The 16,422-nt window shown below is 59.2% G+C and carries 16 protein-coding genes; 4 read left to right on the top strand and 12 right to left on the bottom strand.

The annotated features are described in order from the left end of the window. Nucleotides 1-251: 251 nt before the first annotated feature. On the top strand, nt 252-1,154 hold the full coding sequence (locus F3I20_RS04860; protein ID WP_150010023.1) for a pyridoxal-phosphate dependent enzyme: 903 nt from the start codon (nt 252-254) through the stop codon (nt 1,152-1,154). A 53-nt stretch (nt 1,155-1,207) separates the two neighbouring features. On the opposite strand, the gene F3I20_RS04855 is transcribed toward F3I20_RS04860, so the two are convergent. The 9 genes from F3I20_RS04855 to F3I20_RS04815 form a co-directional block, all read right to left on the bottom strand. Then, entirely contained in the window at nt 1,208-1,792 is a 585-nt protein-coding gene (locus tag F3I20_RS04855) for a YceI family protein (RefSeq protein ID WP_013357817.1), read from the bottom strand. Nucleotides 1,793-1,908: 116 nt separating this feature from the next. Then, nucleotides 1,909-4,182, bottom strand: a complete 2,274-nt coding sequence (pqqF, locus tag F3I20_RS04850; protein ID WP_150010021.1) for a pyrroloquinoline quinone biosynthesis protein PqqF — start codon at nt 4,180-4,182, stop codon at nt 1,909-1,911. Then, nucleotides 4,182-5,348, bottom strand: coding sequence for a pyrroloquinoline quinone biosynthesis protein PqqE (pqqE, locus tag F3I20_RS04845; protein ID WP_370513505.1), 1,167 nt, complete (start codon nt 5,346-5,348; stop codon nt 4,182-4,184). The genes pqqF and pqqE overlap by 1 nt, the downstream gene beginning before the upstream one ends. After that, entirely contained in the window at nt 5,311-5,589 is a 279-nt protein-coding gene (gene pqqD, locus F3I20_RS04840) for a pyrroloquinoline quinone biosynthesis peptide chaperone PqqD (protein WP_098050560.1), read from the bottom strand. The genes pqqE and pqqD overlap by 38 nt, the downstream gene beginning before the upstream one ends. Before the next feature lie 3 nt (nt 5,590-5,592). Continuing rightward, nucleotides 5,593-6,348: a pyrroloquinoline-quinone synthase PqqC gene (gene pqqC / locus F3I20_RS04835; protein ID WP_010245074.1), complete on the bottom strand. Its 756-nt coding sequence runs from the start codon at nt 6,346-6,348 to the stop codon at nt 5,593-5,595. Nucleotides 6,349-6,351: 3 nt separating this feature from the next. Beyond that, complete coding sequence (gene pqqB / locus F3I20_RS04830) at nt 6,352-7,269, bottom strand: pyrroloquinoline quinone biosynthesis protein PqqB (protein WP_150037147.1); 918 nt, start codon at nt 7,267-7,269, stop codon at nt 6,352-6,354. A gap of 54 nt (nt 7,270-7,323) precedes the next feature. After that, nucleotides 7,324-7,395 carry a pyrroloquinoline quinone precursor peptide PqqA gene (gene pqqA, locus F3I20_RS04825; protein ID WP_010245082.1) on the bottom strand — a complete coding sequence of 24 codons (72 nt, stop codon included), beginning with the start codon at nt 7,393-7,395 and terminating at the stop codon, nt 7,324-7,326. Nucleotides 7,396-7,538: 143 nt separating this feature from the next. Further along, on the bottom strand, nt 7,539-8,555 hold the full coding sequence (locus tag F3I20_RS04820) for a dipeptidase (RefSeq protein WP_150010015.1): 1,017 nt from the start codon (nt 8,553-8,555) through the stop codon (nt 7,539-7,541). Between the two features lie 152 nt (nt 8,556-8,707). Next, a complete protein-coding gene (locus tag F3I20_RS04815) occupies nt 8,708-9,580 on the bottom strand; it encodes an NAD(P)-dependent oxidoreductase (protein WP_150010013.1) in 873 nt (290 codons plus the stop codon). A 182-nt stretch (nt 9,581-9,762) separates the two neighbouring features. On the opposite strand from F3I20_RS04815, the gene pqqU reads away from it, so the two are divergent. Beyond that, nucleotides 9,763-11,883 carry a TonB-dependent receptor PqqU gene (gene pqqU / locus F3I20_RS04810; RefSeq protein ID WP_190286016.1) on the top strand — a complete coding sequence of 707 codons (2,121 nt, stop codon included), beginning with the start codon at nt 9,763-9,765 and terminating at the stop codon, nt 11,881-11,883. Nucleotides 11,884-11,935: 52 nt separating this feature from the next. Here pqqU and F3I20_RS04805 read toward each other — a convergent pair whose 3' ends face one another. The 3 genes from F3I20_RS04805 to F3I20_RS04795 form a co-directional block, all read right to left on the bottom strand. Further along, nucleotides 11,936-12,496: an isochorismatase family protein gene (locus F3I20_RS04805; RefSeq protein ID WP_150010011.1), complete on the bottom strand. Its 561-nt coding sequence runs from the start codon at nt 12,494-12,496 to the stop codon at nt 11,936-11,938. 15 nt (nt 12,497-12,511) lie between these two features. Beyond that, complete coding sequence (locus tag F3I20_RS04800; RefSeq protein ID WP_150010009.1) at nt 12,512-12,937, bottom strand: MarR family winged helix-turn-helix transcriptional regulator; 426 nt, start codon at nt 12,935-12,937, stop codon at nt 12,512-12,514. A 66-nt stretch (nt 12,938-13,003) separates the two neighbouring features. Further along, entirely contained in the window at nt 13,004-13,561 is a 558-nt protein-coding gene (locus F3I20_RS04795; RefSeq protein ID WP_150010007.1) for a helix-turn-helix domain-containing protein, read from the bottom strand. 122 nt (nt 13,562-13,683) lie between these two features. Between F3I20_RS04795 and F3I20_RS04790 the strand changes: the two genes are divergently transcribed. Together F3I20_RS04790 and F3I20_RS04785 are read left to right on the top strand one after the other, a co-directional pair. Next, entirely contained in the window at nt 13,684-14,856 is a 1,173-nt protein-coding gene (locus tag F3I20_RS04790) for a benzoate/H(+) symporter BenE family transporter (protein ID WP_150010005.1), read from the top strand. 171 nt (nt 14,857-15,027) lie between these two features. Beyond that, entirely contained in the window at nt 15,028-16,422 is a 1,395-nt protein-coding gene (locus tag F3I20_RS04785) for an SrfA family protein (RefSeq protein ID WP_150037148.1), read from the top strand.

The following is a 16,422-nucleotide window of genomic DNA, read 5'->3' as shown; positions in this document are numbered from 1 at the left end:
AGAAAATCTGCAGTCAGATGTTAAGCAGATTTATTATCTCTGTTGCGAACGAGTAGCATTCTTCGGTATAACCTTCACTGCAGACAAAAACGCAGCCCGACGATAATGATTTTTAAGGAAAATTCTCCACGCTCTTCTGAAAGGGTGACTTTTTCTTCTGCGTTCGACGCTGCTATTCCGCACGGCAAGACCGACGTTCACCGTGACGACAAACCGGTTTCCTATGACACCATTTGACCAGGATAAGACGCATGGAAATAGCTATCCGTACCCCTCTCATTCACTCCCTGCCACTGAGTCAGCTCAGCGGCAGCAACGTCTGGCTGAAAATGGAATCAGCGCAGCCAACCGGATCGTTTAAGCTCAGAAGCGCAGGCCATATCTGTCAACACTATGCTGCACAGGGCGCTAAGGCGTTTGTCAGCTCCTCCGGCGGCAATGCGGGTATTGCCGTGGCGCACAGCGGCCGCAGACTGGGGCTACCGGTCACGGTGGTGGTGCCTGAAACCACCTCCGCGCGCGCCAGACAGCTTATCGAACAGGAAGGTGCGAGGCTGATCGTACACGGCAATGTCTGGAGTGAGGCCAATGCGTACGCGTTATCGCTGGCGTCGCACGAACATATCTACATCCATCCCTTTGACAATCCGCTGCTGTGGGACGGCATCAGCACGCTGATAGATGAAGTAATCAGTGAGGGGTTGCGGCCGGATGCGATAATCCTCTCCGTGGGCGGCGGCAGTCTGCTCTCCGGTATTGTCCAGGGTCTGAAAAGGCATCAGCTCAGCCATATCCCGATTTATGCGGTTGAAACTGAGGGAACCGCGTCGCTTAACGCCGCACTGGAAGCCGGTGAGCGGGTCACGCTGGACCGGGTCAGCGGTATCGCCACCACGCTGGCAGCCAGTCAGGTGTGTGAAAATGCGTTTAACGTGGCACGTCGGGCAGATGTCAGGGGAAAGGTTGTGAGCGATGATGAAGCTGTGAATGCCTGTCGCCGCTTCCTGGACGATCATCGTGTTCTGACAGAGCCAGCCTGTGGCGTCTCATTATCGATGCTGTATGACGGGAAAATCGGCTTTAAACCGGATGATAACGTGCTGGTTATCGTCTGTGGGGGGGCTTCAGTTACCCTGGCGAGTCTGCAAGGCTGAGGAATTAAAGGGAAAAGCGATGGCGCAGCCAGAGGGGCTGCGCCAGCCGTTTGTTACTTCGCGTAAGCTTCAGTAGACAGCGTCAGCGTAACGTCGTCGCTGACTGCCGGGACATATTTGTCCAGCTTGAAGTCAGAACGCTTGATGGTGCCGGTGGCGTCAAAACCAATCGCCTGCTTCTTGACCATCGGATGCTCGCCCTGCTTGTTCAGCGTCGCGTGCAGCGTCACTGGCTTAGTGATGCCTTTCAGGGTCAGGTTACCTTCAACGTCAAACTTGTTGTCGCCCTTCGCAACCACTTTGGTGCTGTGGAAGGTCGCAGTCGGGTATTTGGCGGTATCGAAGTATTCAGCACCTTTGAACTCTTTGGTCAGCGCGGCAACGTGGCTGTCGATTTTGCTGACGGGCAGGGTCACGTCAACGCGTGAGGCCTCAGGATGATCTTTATCAAACACCAGCGTACCGGTTGCATCCGGGATATCCGCGGTAGGATTTGAGAAGCCAAAGTGATTCCAGGCAACAATTACCGACGTATGCTCAGGGTTCAGCTGGTAGTGCATCGCCTCGGCCTGAGATAACGGAGCGTAGAGGGTAGCAGCGGCTAACAGGGGCAGTGCAATACGTTTGAAGTTCTTCACGGTCAATTCCTTATGCGGACAAAAGTGAATTGAGTGTGGTCCAGTTTTCCCGGAATAGACAGTGAAGAGATTTGTCGGTAATTTTCAAATAAATTCAGCAACCTTAAAACCGGTCACTATGCATTCCTGCCGGTGAACAGCACCCGCCAGCGGCGGCGATCCTGAATCAGCGTGCGGTGCAATTGCTGTAAATCTGCAAGGGTCAGCGCCGCAATCTGCGCCGCGTCCGGTTCGGCCAGGCCATTTTCACGGCGCAACAGGGCCAGTGGCTGCTCAGCCTGCTGGCTCAGCAGTCGCGCTTTCAGGGCCACCAGATCACATCCCGCCAGCGTCTCGTTCAGTGACCGCAGGAAGTTGCGGCAGTAGCGCAGCAGTGACAATGCGCTGTAATCGGGCGACTGCAGCGCAAATAACACCCCATCTTCATCGGCACAGCGCATATAGCGACTGCTGACCACATAACCTATCTGCTGCTCAACGCGGTAGCGCTGGAAAAAACGCGGCTCATAGATGAGCGCCAGCGCGCGCAATGCCGCCAGCTGCTCAGGACGCTGCAGCGGAATAAACAGCAGCAGCGCGTTGTCTGCACTGGCGTGCGGCAGGCGCGTCATGCCGGTCTGCGTAGTCATACGTTTGGGCGACGTGTCAGGGTTGACCGGCAGCGACAGCGCGCTCAGCCGCCGGGCAATCACTGAGTGCAGCATCGCATCGCCGCCCTTCAGCGCCGCCCGCCAGCATCCTGGCGTAACGTTGGCTGCCAGCTGATAAGGCAACTGTCGCAGCAACGCACGGATAGCGATGCTTTCAACAGGCAATGGCAGATTTGCCTCAACCGGCAATGCCAGGGCAGAGACAATCTGGCTCAGCGCCTGGTCAGCGACCGCCTGATCCGATGTCAGCCGGACCGTCAGTTGCCACACGCCCTCTGTTTCCTGCCAGCTGCCGTGACCGCCCTGGTGACGCAGCGCTGCAAACAGCGGACGCAACCGTCGTCCCAGCGCTTCGCCGGTTTCGGCGGTAAAGGTTGAATAAAATTCCGGGCGCAGGATCAGCGTTGCCTGCGGGTCCTCTGACGGATGATGCGGCAATGCCACCGCCTGCGCGGGCAGCGGCGAAGGCGTGGCAGTGATGTCGAGCGGATAGAAGGTGAAACGGGCAGCGGGCAGCCTCTCATCCTGGGCTGGCTCACAGGCCGTCAGCGCCAGCGTGAAGCCCTGCGTGACGATCTGTTCCCTTGCCGGTTGCGACGTACAGCACAGCACTGTGCCAGGCGCATGGGTGAGTTTATCCAGTAGCGGCTGCAGCGCAGGCAGGCTTATATCAGGTGTGAAGCCGATAGCGCGCTGACGCAACTGCTCCAGTGGTGACAATGTCACAAATTGCTGATATGCAAGCTGATGATAGTGCAGATGTTGCTGTGCAGTCGTCTGGCGCAGCGCAGTGAGGTAACCGTTAACCAGATGATTTACCTTCTCAGGCTCGCTGGTTTCGATACCCAACGCCAGCCAGCACGCATCTTCAGCCTGATAAATCCATTTAAGCTCCAGTCCCTCGGCCAGCCCCTGCTCACGCAGAGTCGCCAGCAGCGAGCCAGGCGCTTCATCCAACAGAAATTCACGCCATAACGTGACACCGTCACTATTGTCCAGCAGCCAGGTGCGCCATAACGCTGCCTGGGCTGTCTCCGCCAGTTGCCAGCAGGTATCGCTGTTGAGCTGCGGCGGTGTCAAATCCTGCCGCCACTGACCGGCAGGCAGCGCGGCGGCAAACTGATGCGCCAGCTGTTCCAGCTCATCCAGCGACTGCGGTCCCTGCAGCCAGAGCCGCATATTGCTGGCAACGTAGTAGCGCTGGTGAAACTGGCGCAATGCCCGTTGCAGCGCAGAGAGCTCGTCGCCAAAGCTCGCCCGGCTGCCGACATGAAAGCGCTGAAATTCAGCGGAGGTTTCCGCGGCGTGCAGCAATGCCGCTTCAATGCGGGATGGCTCATGGCGCTGCAACAGCTGATACTCCGCGTCGATGACCGCCACTTCCTGCGCAATCGCCTGATTATCGAGCAGCGGAGAGACCAGCATATCCTGCAGTCTTGCCAGCCCGTCTGCCAGCAGCGACGGCGTGACCTCAAAAAAGTACGCGCTGCGCCGGGCCAGCGTGGTGGCGTTAACCCTGCCGCCCTGCGTCTGGATCCAGCTCATCAGCCGGCCCTCATCGGGCCAGCCGGTGCTGCCGGTGAACAGCAGATGCTCCAGCAGATGCGCCAGTCCGGGCCAGCGATCCGGCTCGTCGTGACTCCCTGCCCCTACCCGAATCAGGGCGGCGGCCTGGCTGGCATCAGCCTGATGCACCAGTTCCACCGTCAGACCCTCTATCACCAGTCCGCGCGTGGTCATCAGAGGTTCCGGGTTTTGTAGATCAGTTGCGAGTTACTTCGGTTGCGGAACTGCAGCTGACCAATTTTTATGTCGCTGCAATCCGCCTCACGCCGGGCTTCGAGAATTTTGCCGTGATGCGGTGATTTGCTGCAGACCGGATCGGTGTTGTCAGCATTACCGGTCAGCATAAAGGCCTGACAGCGACAGCCACCAAAATCTTTCTCTTTTTCATCACAGGAGCGGCACGGCTCCGGCATCCAGTCAAAACCGCGATAGCGGTTGAAGCCGAACGAGTTGTACCAGATATCATCCAGGCGCTGTGTCAGCACCGACGGAAATTCAATCGGCAGCTGGCGCGCACTGTGGCACGGCAGCGCGGTGCCTTCTGGTGTGACGCTGAGAAAGATCGCCCCCCAGCCGCCCATGCAGGGTTTAGGTCGCTCTTCGTAGTAGTCAGGCGTCACAAACAACAGATTCGTGAGATTGCCGCTGTCGCTCATCCGCTCACGGTAGCGGCTGACCACCGCTTCCGCCTGAGCGATCTGTTCACGCGTCGGCAGCAGGCCTTCGCGATTGAGCTGCGCCCAGCCGTAGAACTGACAGGTCGCCAGCTCTACGTCATCCGCTTCCAGCTCAATGCAGAGTTCGATGATCTTATCAATCTGGTCAATGTTATGGCGATGCAGCACAAAGTTCAGCACCATCGGATAGCCGTGCGCTTTTACCGCTTTCGCCATCTCCAGCTTCTGCTGAAACGCTTTCTTCGACCCGGCGAGCGCCGCATTCAGGGTTTCGTCACTCGCCTGGAAACTGATCTGGATATGATCCAGACCGGCCTCGCTGAACGCATCCAGCTTCTTCTCCGTCAGGCCAATGCCCGACGTGATCAGGTTGGTGTAAAAGCCGAGATCGCGCGCCGCCTTAATCAGTTCAGGCAGATCTTTACGCACCAGCGGCTCGCCGCCGGAGAATCCAAGCTGGACGCTGCCCATGGCGCGCGCCTGACGAAAGACCTCAATCCACTGCTCCGTGGTCAGCTCCTTCTCCTGCTGCGCGAAATCCAGCGGGTTGGAGCAGTAGGGACACTGCAGCGGACAGCGATAGGTCAGCTCGGCCAGCAGCCAGAGCGGGGGATTCACGCCGGGTTTATGCGGGGTCACGGAACTGTATCCACTTTTGTTCATAGGCTGACTGCAGGAACTCTAAAACGTCCGGCCCCACGCCGCCCGCTTCCGGAAAACGGCTATCCAGCGTCGCAATGATCGCGGCAATATCCTGTTTGCCATCCACCAGCTCAAGAATGGCGGCGGCGGTTTCGTTCAGCTTCGCCATGCCTTCGGGATAGAGCACCACATGGGTATCCTGAGCAGCTTCCCACTGCATACGGTAGCCGCGACGAAACACGGCAATCGAGTTTTCATTCATCTGTTATACCAGTCGGGTGGTGTGCCACGCCGCCTTGTCGGTGACGGTGTGATAAGGCGGACGTTTCAGCTCGTAAGCCATGGTCATGGCATCCAGCATGCTCCATAAAATATCGAGCTTAAACTGCAAAATTTCCAGCATCCGGTTCTGCGTTTCTGCGGTGGTGAAGTACTCCAGCGCCAGCGCCAGGCCATGCTCTACATCGCGGTTCGCCTGACCCAGGCGGCTGCGGAAGTAAAAGTAGCCCTCTTCTTTGATCCACGGATAGTGCTGCGGCCAGCTATCGAGTCGTGACTGGTGGATCTGCGGCGCGAACAGCTCGGTAAGTGAGCTGCAGGCCGCCTCCTGCCAGTTGGCACGGCGGGCGAAGTTGATATAGGCATCAACCGCAAAGCGCACGCCCGGCAGCACATGCTGCTCAGACAATAATTCTTCACGCGTCAGCCCGACCGCCTCGCCCAGCCGCAGCCAGGCCTCAATACCGCCCTCTTCACCGTTGCTGCCGTCGTGGTCGAGGATGCGCTGCACCCATTTACGCCGGGTGGCCGGATCCGGGCAGTTAGCCATGATCGCCGCATCTTTCAGCGGAATGGTGGTCTGGTAATAGAAGCGATTCGCCACCCAGCCCTGAATCTGCTCCCGTGTGGCCTGACCGTTATGCATCGCGATGTGATACGGGTGATGAATGTGGTAGTAAGCGCCTTTGTCGCGCAGGGCCTGTTCAAAAGCCTGCGGCGACAGCGTGTCAGTAATCTGCATGATTTAGCCCTGAAGATGAATCGCCATTCCGTCCCAGCTCACCTCTATTCCCTGCTCCGTCAGAAACTGACGCTGGGGTGACTGCTCATTAAGGATCGGATTGGTGTTGTTAATGTGGATCAGAATTTTGCGTTTAGCCGGCAGTGACGCCAGCAGCGCCATCAGCCCCTGCTCTTCCGCCAGCGCCAGATGACCCATTGCCTTGCCGGTGTTGTGACCCACGCCGGTGGTCAGCAGCTCATCATCCTGCCAGACGGTGCCGTCAATCAGCAGGCAGTCCGCTTTTTGCAGCCACGGCAGGATCACCGCATCCGGCTCGCCCAGACCTGGCGCGTAGAGCAGCGTCTGGCCATTCACCCGGTTTTCAATAAACAGCGCCACGTTATGGCCCGGCAGCGGCCGATCGCGATAGGGCGAGTAAGGCGGTGCATTACTGATGATAGGAATCGCGGTGAACTGCAAATCGGTGCAGACATCGACGCTGAACGGCGTCAGGGGTGCAATCGGTCGGTGCTGTAAACCGCCGTTCCAGTGGGTGAGCATCGGAAAGACCGGGAAGCCGGTACTGAGGTCGGCATGGACTTCCGGCGTACACCAGACCTGATGCGGACAGCCCTCACGCAGGCTCAGCAGCCCGGTGGTGTGATCGATCTGGCTGTCGGTGAGGATAATTCCCCCGATCGCCGTGCCGCGCAGTACGCCCTTGCGGGTTAGCTCTGGCGTGTGCAGGATCTGCTGGCCGATGTCGGGTGACGCATTACATAACACCCAGTCTTCACCGTTATCGCTGAGGATAATCGACGATTGTGTGCGTGCCTGAGCCTGAATGGTACCATTACGCACGCCGTGGCAGTTGGCGCAGTTACAGTTCCACTGCGGAAACCCGCCACCCGCGGCTGAGCCGAGGATTTTGATAAACATAGAGGAAAACCAGAAGTTGAAAAAAAATGCCCGCTCAGAGGGCGGGCAGAACGATTAACGGTTGGAGATGTAAAGAGTCACTTCCAGACCGAGACGCATATCAACGAAAGTTGGTTTTTTCCACATGAGTTACTTCCTCTTGGTTAACAGTAAATGTGCTGTCTGAAATCGGCGTGACGGCTGTTAAATGAGAGCACCGTCACAATTTCCAGGCAGATGTTGCGCCAATGGCGCGTCGGGATCAAGCCCGGAACGTAAGGAAATTGTTATCACAGCCCGGTCAGATGTAAAACCCGCTGCCAGTTTCCCCATGCCAGCTTCTCTGTCAGTCTCTGATCATAGCCCGCTTCCTGAAAAGCGGCGAGCAATCGCGGCATTCCGCTGACATCGCCCAGCGCGGCCGGAGGGGTAATCCCGTCGAAATCAGAGCCAAAGGCCACATGGTCGCTGCCCATTATCTTCAACAGGTGATCACAATGCTTAACAATTTCTGTTAATGGCGTGTCAGCGCCGCGTTTTCCATCGGCGCGCAGAAACGCATTGCCGAAATTAAGGCCAACCAGACCGCCGCTGTCGCGGATCGCTACCAGTTGATCGTCGGTCAGATTGCGCGGCTGCGGGCAGAGGGCATGCGCGTTGGAGTGGCTGGCGACCAGCGGCGCACGGGAAAGCCGGGCGGTTTCCCAGAACGTCTTACTGTTCATGTGCGACACGTCGATCATCATCTTCAGCTCACTCGCCTGCTGAATCAGCTTTTCACCGGCGGCGGTCAGACCCGGTCCGGTATCGGGCGTGCCGGGAAACGAGCCGCTGACGCCTTCACCAAAGCGACTGCGCAGATTCCAGAATGGCCCGATACTGCGCACCCCCGCCTGCCAGAAGGCGCGCAGCTGCTCGCCCTCCTCGTCCAGCGCGTCGGCACCTTCAATGTGCGCCACCATCGCCAGCACGCCTTCCGCGCGGCAGGCGGCAATCTCGTCACTGCTGCGGCAGAGTCGCGCCCGTCCGCCGGACGCATCAGCCAGCTGCTGCAGGATATCGAGCTGCTGCCACATGATCTCCAGCGGCTCATAAGGCTCATCGGCGCGGGCCGGAACCGTGCTGGCGATGTACGCCTGCGGCGGTACAAAAATCGCAAACAGCCCGCCGCCCATCTCGCCCTGCTGAATGCGTGGAAAGTCGAGATGGCCCCGTTCAATGCCCTGATAAAACGCCTGCGCGGGCGCATCGCGATGATGCAGCCATAGGTTAAGCAACAGATCGTTATGACCGTCAAAAATCAGCATAAGTGTTCACCCGAATAAACAGGCGACCATGCTAACCCTGCCTGGTGGATTCATCAAACAGGCGCGCACGCAGGGTGTGGGTCAGCGTGCGCTGGCACCGTGCAGGTAATTGTGCACCCGCGGGCGGGTGTTAAAGTCAAACGGCGGCTGACTCATTGCGCCTTCAGGTAGCGGTAGATGACCGCCAGATCCTCGTCACCGTGTCCGGCGTCTACCGCCTGCTGCCAGAGTTGCGCAATGTTCTCCAGCGTCGGTAAGGGCGTTTCAGCCGCATCCAGCGCCAGGCGGGCATCCTTCAGCGCCCAGATCAGATGCATCTGCGGCGTATAGTCGTCGCTGGCGATCATCCCAAGCTTCATCTTCGCATAGGGCGCGGCCAGCGGACCGCCCTCCAGCACCTGCCAGAGATCGTCGGTGGAAAAGCCGAAATCCTCCGCCAGCCGGGTGCTCTCCGCCAGGCTCTGCATCATGCCGATCAGCCAGCTGTTGATGACCAGCTTCATGCGGGTACTTTTGCCCGCCTCGCCCAGCCACTTTGTCCCTTTGCTGATGGCGGCAAACACTGCTTCTGCCGCCTCGGCACGGCTCTGATCGCCGCTGGCCAGCACCAGAATCTGTGCGTTTTCTGCGGGTGCTTTGGTGCCGGAAACCGGCGCGTCAATAAACAGCAGATCTGGTCGTTTCGCTGTGAAAAAGGCGATGAGCGCGTCGGTTTTTTCCACGCCGATGGTACCCATCTGGCACAGCGTCGCGCCCTGTTTAAACGCCGCTTTCGCCTGATGGAGCACCTGCTCTGTGGTGCCGCCATCGGAGAGCATGGCGATCACCACATCGGCTTCACGCACCGCCTCTTCCGGTGAATCAGCCAGCTGCAATCCGGCCTCCAGCAAATCCTCGCCGCGCGCGCGGGTGCGGTTCCAGCCGTGTACGCGAAAACCTTTTTTCAGCAGATTGGCGGCAAATGCGTGCCCCATTGCGCCTAATCCCAGAACCGCCACTTCAGGTTGTTTCATGCTGACTCCCATAAGTTTGTGTCTGCATCCGTCAACGCTGGATGCCTTATGACTGCAAAAGATGGATTCCAGCCTGGCGGTAAACAGAGAAAAAATCCAGCGTGAAACGGTGTACCCCGGCACCCCGAAGCCTTACCCTATGCGGCAATGGTTCTACCTGGTTCATTTACGCTTCTTTTTTCAGGCCTCTGATAATGAAAATACTCTCTCTGCGTCAGGCGACGCTGCTGATGTTGCCTGCCATTTTGCCGCTGCCGCTGCTGGCGGCAGACAATGACAATACCCTGGTCGTGACGGCCGCCCCGCCGGAAACGGGTCTTAACGAACTCGATACCCCCGCCGCCCTGAGTGTGGTCACTGGCGACGATATGCGTCAGGCGGCACCGCGCGTGAACCTGTCGGAAAACCTCAGCAGCGTGCCGGGTCTGCAGATCCAGAACCGCCAGAATTATGCCCAGGACCTGCAGCTGTCGATGCGCGGCTTTGGCTCCCGCTCAACCTACGGCGTGCGCGGCTTACGTATCTACGTGGATGGCATCCCGGCCACCATGCCGGACGGTCAGGCGCAGACCTCCAATATCGACATCGGCTCGATTGATCATGTCGAGGTACTGCGCGGCCCCTTTTCTGCGCTCTACGGCAATGCCTCGGGCGGCGTGATCAATGTGACCACCCGGCAGGGTCAGCAGCCGACCACGCTGGAAGCCAGCAGCTGGTACGGCAGTTACGGCAGCTGGCGCAACAGCGTTAAAGCCAGCGGCGCAACCGGTGACGGCACGCACGCCGGCGATGTGAATTACACCGTCTCCGCTTCCCGCTTTACCACCCACGGTTATCGCGATCACAGTTCTGCGCAGAAGAACCTCGGCAACGCCCGGCTCGGCGTGCGCATCGATGATGTCAGCACGCTAACGCTACTGTTTAACAGCGTGCACATCGACGCCCAGGATCCCGGCGGCTTAACCGAGGCACAGTGGCGTGACAATCCGCGCCAGGTGGTCAGCAACGTTACTCTCTACAACACCCGTAAAACGGTGGATCAGACCCAGGGCGGCCTGCGTTATCAGCGCCAGATGAGTGAAAACGATGACCTCAGCGTAATGCTCTATGCAGGAGTGCGCGAAACCACGCAGTTCCAGTCCATTCCCGCCGCCGTTCAGCGTAATCCGTCCCATCCAGGAGGCGTGATCGACCTGACCCGCCACTATCAGGGCGTCGATACCCGCTGGACCCATCGCGACACGCTGCTGTCGATGCCGGTGGCGGTGACCGGTGGCCTCGCCTACGAAACCATGACCGAGCGCCGCAAGGGCTATGAAAACTACACCGTCAGCAACGGCGTCACGCAGCTGGGCGAACAGGGCAATCTGCGCCGCAACGAGCGCAACCTGATGTGGACGCTCGATCCTTATGTGCAGACCAACTGGCAGCTCACCGATAAACTGTCGCTGGATGCAGGCGTGCGCTTCAGCACCGTCAACTTTGACTCCAATGACTTCTATATCCGGCCCGATAACGGCGACGACAGCGGCGAGGCGCGTTATCACAAATGGCTGCCCGCTGCCGCGCTGAAGTACGCTTTTGACCCGAGCTGGAACGCGTGGATCTCCGCCGGTCGCGGCTTTGAAACCCCGACCATTAATGAGCTCTCTTACCGCTCGGATGGCGCGAACGGCCTGAACCTGGGGCTGAAACCGGCCACCAGCGACACGCTGGAGATCGGCAGCAAAAAACGCATCGGCAATGGCCTGGTCAGCGCGGCGCTGTTCCAGACAGATACCCGCGATGAGATTGTGGCGGATGCCAGCAGCGGCGGACGGACTACCTATAAAAATGCCGGTCAGACCCGCCGACGCGGTCTGGAATTAAGTCTGGATCAGCAGTTTGGGTGGGACTGGCGGCTGAAAATGGCCTATACCCTGCTGGATGCGCGCTATCGCAGCAACGCCTGCGGCAGTGACAGCTGTGACGGCAACCGCATTCCGGGCATTGCCCGCCATATGGCTTATGCCGGACTCGGCTATCTGCCGGAACAGGGCTTTTATGCAGGCAGTGAAGTGCGTTATCTGAGCCAGATCGCCGCTGACGATCAGAACAACGTGAATACCCCGTCTTACACCGTGGCGGCGGTTAACAGCGGCTATAAGTGGCTGGTGGAAAACTGGACGCTGGATCTGTTTGGCCGGGTCGATAACCTGTTTGACCGGCACTACGTGGGTTCAGTAATTGTGAACGAAAGCAATGGTCGCTACTTCGAATCTGCGCCGGGCCGTAACTATAGCGTTGGCTTAACGCTGGGTTACGCCTTCCGCTAAAAACCATCCGGGCCACCCTTGCCGTGGCCCGGATCATACCGTCATACGCTTATCAGGCGCGGGATTTCAGCTGCGCCACAATATCTTCACAGCTGCCGGTTTCACCCAGGCGCGGGAAGATCAACGTCACACTGTTGTTGTGCGTATCCATATTGAGATCGGTCATCGCATCTGTTGCTAAGGTGACGTTGTAACCCAATTCATACGCCTGACGTGCCGTTGACTCCACGCCGATGCTGGTCGCGATACCGCAAATTACCACCTGAGTGATGCCGCGCTTTTGCAGTTCCTCATGCAGCGCCGTGTTATGAAACGCGCCCCAGGTTTTCTTGGTGATGGTGAGATCATTCTGCTGCGGCGTCATCGCCGGCACCAGCGTGGCCCAGTCGGCAGGCAGGTCGCCGCTGTGACGCGCCTGCTCGTTACGGCCAGGTGCCCCACCGGCCACGTTAACCAGCACCACCGGCAGGTCGTGCGCGCGAAATGCCTCAGCCAGACCGGCACAGCGTTCAATCACCGGCTGCGGCTCATGGACCAGCGGCAGCGCGACAATGCCGTGTTGCAGGTCGATAACAATCAGCGCAGTTTTTGCATCAAGTGTGGTTACAGCCATGTTGGATCCTCGGATTTAATAGTCAGTGAGTCGTTGCAGCAGAGGGAGAACGTCGGTCAGTTGCTGCTGCTCTGCCGGGCTGAGCCGCGCGTCCAGCGTCCGGACCAGCCAGTCATCGCGCATTGCGCGACTCGACGTAATCACCGCCAGGCTCGACGCGGTGGGCAGATAGCGTGTTTTACGGCCATCATGGGGATCGGGCTCGCCCGTTATCAGTTCTGCCGCCACTAATCCGGCGACGGTCGCCCCCATCGACTGGGTGCGTACGCCCTCGGCGGCGGCCAGTTGCGTCACCGTCATCGCCCCATCGCGCACCAGATGCCCCAGCACCGCCACCTGCGACCAGGTGAGTTCCCCAGGCGGTGCTGACTCGCGCAACCGGCGGCCCAGCTTGCCCACCAGCATGCGCAGCGTAGCAGCAGATTCAGTCAGATCGCGCATTTCCCGTCTCCATCGATAAGCGAAAGTATAAAGATACGAAGGTAAACTGTGTAGTTTGCTCCGGTATCAATTTGTAACGTCCGGGCGTTGCAGATAGTGAATCAGGCTGTGAAAGCGCAGCGGCGTGCTGAGCGGGTTGCGGTAGCTGTGCGGCACGTCGGCGCTGAACTGAAACGCCTCGCCTTTTAGCAGACGCCGCCAGCGATCGTTGACCCCCAGCAACAGTTCACCCTCAATAACCACCACCTGTTCCACGCAGCCCGCTTCATGTGGCGAGGAATGGCTCTGCGCGCCTGCGGCCAGCTCCACCGCCAGCAGATCAAATCGCAGTTGCGGATCGTAGGGCAGCACGGAGCGCACCGACATATCAGCATTGGGCTGACTGAATCCCGGTAGGGTGCCAGAAGGTAACGCGCTCCCGTCGATAAAAAAGGAAAAGGGAACGTTGAACCCGGTAGCAATCTTCCACAGCGTTGCCACCGTCGGACTGGATTCACCCCGCTCAATCTGCCCCAGCATCGCTTTACTGACGCCGGTTCGCTCCGCCGTCAGCGTGAGGCTCCAGCCATTGGCCTGGCGCAACTGTCTGAGCGCATCGCTCAGGTGTTGCTGAAAATCTGCCATTTTTTCTCCTGTGTTCTCGTCACCCTGGCTGGTGACGTTATGCCGACAGTGTAACACTTGTGCGTTATAGCGCACTATGCGAACATGTGCGCTATAACGCACACTTTATGATGAGCCTGACCATGACGAGAGCCGAACAGTCCCGTTTTACCCTGCCGATGCTGGTCTCCGGCTTTGTTGCTGTGCTGGTGGGCTACAGCAGCAGCGGCGCGATTATTTATCAGATGTTTCAGGCGGCGGGTGCCTCGCCGGCACAGATTGGTGGCTGGCTGTCAGTGCTGGGTCTTGCGCAGGGGATTGTCTCGCTGGGTCTTTCACTGCGCTACCGCATGCCCGTGCTGGCCGCCTGGTCCACGCCGGGTGCCGCGCTGCTGGCGACCAGCTTTCACGGCGTTACGCTGAATGAGGCGGTGGGCGTGTTTGTTTTCGCCAATCTGCTGATTGTGGTGTGCGGCGTCACTGGCCTGTTTGCCCGGCTGATGAACCATATTCCCGCCTCGCTGGCGGCGGCAATGCTGGCGGGCATTCTGCTGCGCTTTGGGTTGCAGACCTTTGCCGATTTGCAGAACAACGTTGTGCTGTGTGGCAGCATGTGTCTCGCCTGGCTGCTGGCCCGTCGCTGGCTGGCACGGTATGCCATTCTGGTGACGCTGATGGTGGGGATTGCCGTGGCACTGGCCCAGCACGCCATCCACTTTCCGCCACAGTCGATGATGCTGGCGCTGCCCGAGCCGGTAATGCCGCACTTTACCCTGACCACGCTGCTGGGGATCGGCGTGCCCTATTTTCTGGTGACCATGGCGTCGCAGAATGCCCCCGGCATCGCGACGTTACAGGCGCACGGTTACCGTCCGCCGGTCTCTTCTCTGATGAGCTGGACCGGTGTTACGGCGCTGCTGTTGTCGCCGTTTGGCGGCTTTTCGGTCTGCGTCGCGGCGATTACGGCGGCGATCTGCATGAGCGATGAAGTCGATGCAAATCCCCAGCAACGCTGGCGGGCAGCGGTGCTGGCCGGGGTGTTCTATCTGCTGGCGGGCGCGTCCGGTGCGCTGATCGCGGTGCTGTTCAGTGCCCTGCCCGCCGTGCTGATTGAGGCGCTGGCGGGTCTGGCTCTGCTGGCCACGCTGGCCGGCAGTCTGCATCGCGCACTCGATGTGCCTGCCGAACGCGACAGCGCCCTGATCACGTTTCTGATCACCGCATCAGGCGTCTCTTTACTGGGCATTGGCCCGGCCTTCTGGGGACTGATCGGTGGCGTTATCGCTCACCTGGTGCTGGTGCATAAAACCACCTGATTGCGTGATAGCTGCTGAAATATCGGTTTTTTTTCCGCCCGCCGCTGAAAAAAACACTGGATTTGCCTCCTTTTCTGCCGTTTGATTTGTCATTGCCCCGCGTAAAATCAACCTAATCGTCGATAACACGCGATTTTCTGCCTCAGACAACGACCGATAAGGGCCCAACAGGTGGCAAAAACTTTTCTGCGCAGCGGTAATTTAGATGCAGTTCTGGCATTAGGTGAAAATGGCCAGCCGGTCTACGCCTCGGCACTGCAAATTCGTGAAACCCTGCGCCTGCGCCGTCAGAGCGCACTGGCAGATTGCCTGGCCATTCCTCAGGCCAATGAACGGGGCGATCGCCTCGACTGGTATGCCCCTTTCAGCGGCCGGGTGAAATCCTGGCTGGGTGCCAGCGATCATGAACGTCGGGCGGCGCTGCAGCAGCTCACCGCCTGCCAGCAGGATATGCAGGATCTCAGTACACGCGCGCGCGCGGCAGAGAACCCGTCGATGCGGCTGTTTGGTGCGCTGCTGAGCAAAACCCTGCAATTCCCCGATCAGCAGTATGTTTATCTGGTTGATGGCAAACCGGTTATTACTTTCTGGGGCTTTGTCGATGCTCAGGCGCGCAGCCGCGACGATGCGCTGGCCTGCCTGCGCGACACGCTGGAGGAGAATCTGCCGGTGGCGCTGGTTGAACCGCTGCCTGAGCTACCTGCCGCACCGGTTGCCGTCGAGCCGGTCATCGTCGCTGAACCTGCACCTGAACCTGAAGATGAGCCGCTGCCGGTCGTGGCAGCCGTTGAGCCAGAGCCGGTTGCACCTGTGGCGGCTCGCCGCCGTTTCCGCGTCTGGTATCTGGTCCCGCCAGTGGCGATTGCTGCCGCCGTGACGGTGGCCGTGCTGCTGCATCGTCCTGAACCTGTCGCCACACCGGTGGCATCAACAAAGCCAGCCGCCCCCCCTGCGGCTGTTTCAGCGCCCGCCGCGGTTTCTACTCCGACACCTGTGGCGAATCAGACCCAGGCGGCGAACACACCTGTTGCTACACCGTCAGCGACGACACCGGCGGAGACAGCAACAGCGGAGAAACAACCCGAGTCACAGCCGCAAAAACCAGCCAGCGCTGGCACGACCGAAGCCGCACCTGCCGCTTCATCTGCTACCCTTGCCAGTGTGGTCACCCCGCCGGTTCCGGCTAAACCTGATGATTTGATTGTCACGCCGGACGCCGTGCGCGAAGGTCAGGTACAGGTGATTGATGGCCGCTGGCGTGTGACTATCGACCAGATGCCAACGCCGACCGGTAAGCCGCCGGTGATGCGCTTCCAGTTTAAAAATGGCAAAGGCACCGTGCAGGTTGCCCAGGGTAATACCACCTGTAAAGCGGATGTCAGCGCCGCCATGACCAGCGCCGGTAACATGGTGATTGAGAGCCGCTACACGGCGAAGTGCCAGAACAATTCGCGCTACCGTATGCCGCTGCTGGTCTGCCATGCGAGTATGGGTGCCGCCGTGTGTGAAGCACAGTATGCTGAAGACCGGGTCTTCCCGATGACGATTAAGCGTGAGAGTAAATAA

The sequence above is a fragment of the Candidatus Pantoea gossypiicola genome (assembly GCF_008632075.1).
GTDB lineage: Bacteria > Pseudomonadota > Gammaproteobacteria > Enterobacterales > Enterobacteriaceae > Pantoea > Pantoea gossypiicola.
The sequence above is the reverse complement of the archived record's forward strand: the minus strand, read 5'-3'. Positions and strand labels throughout refer to the sequence as shown.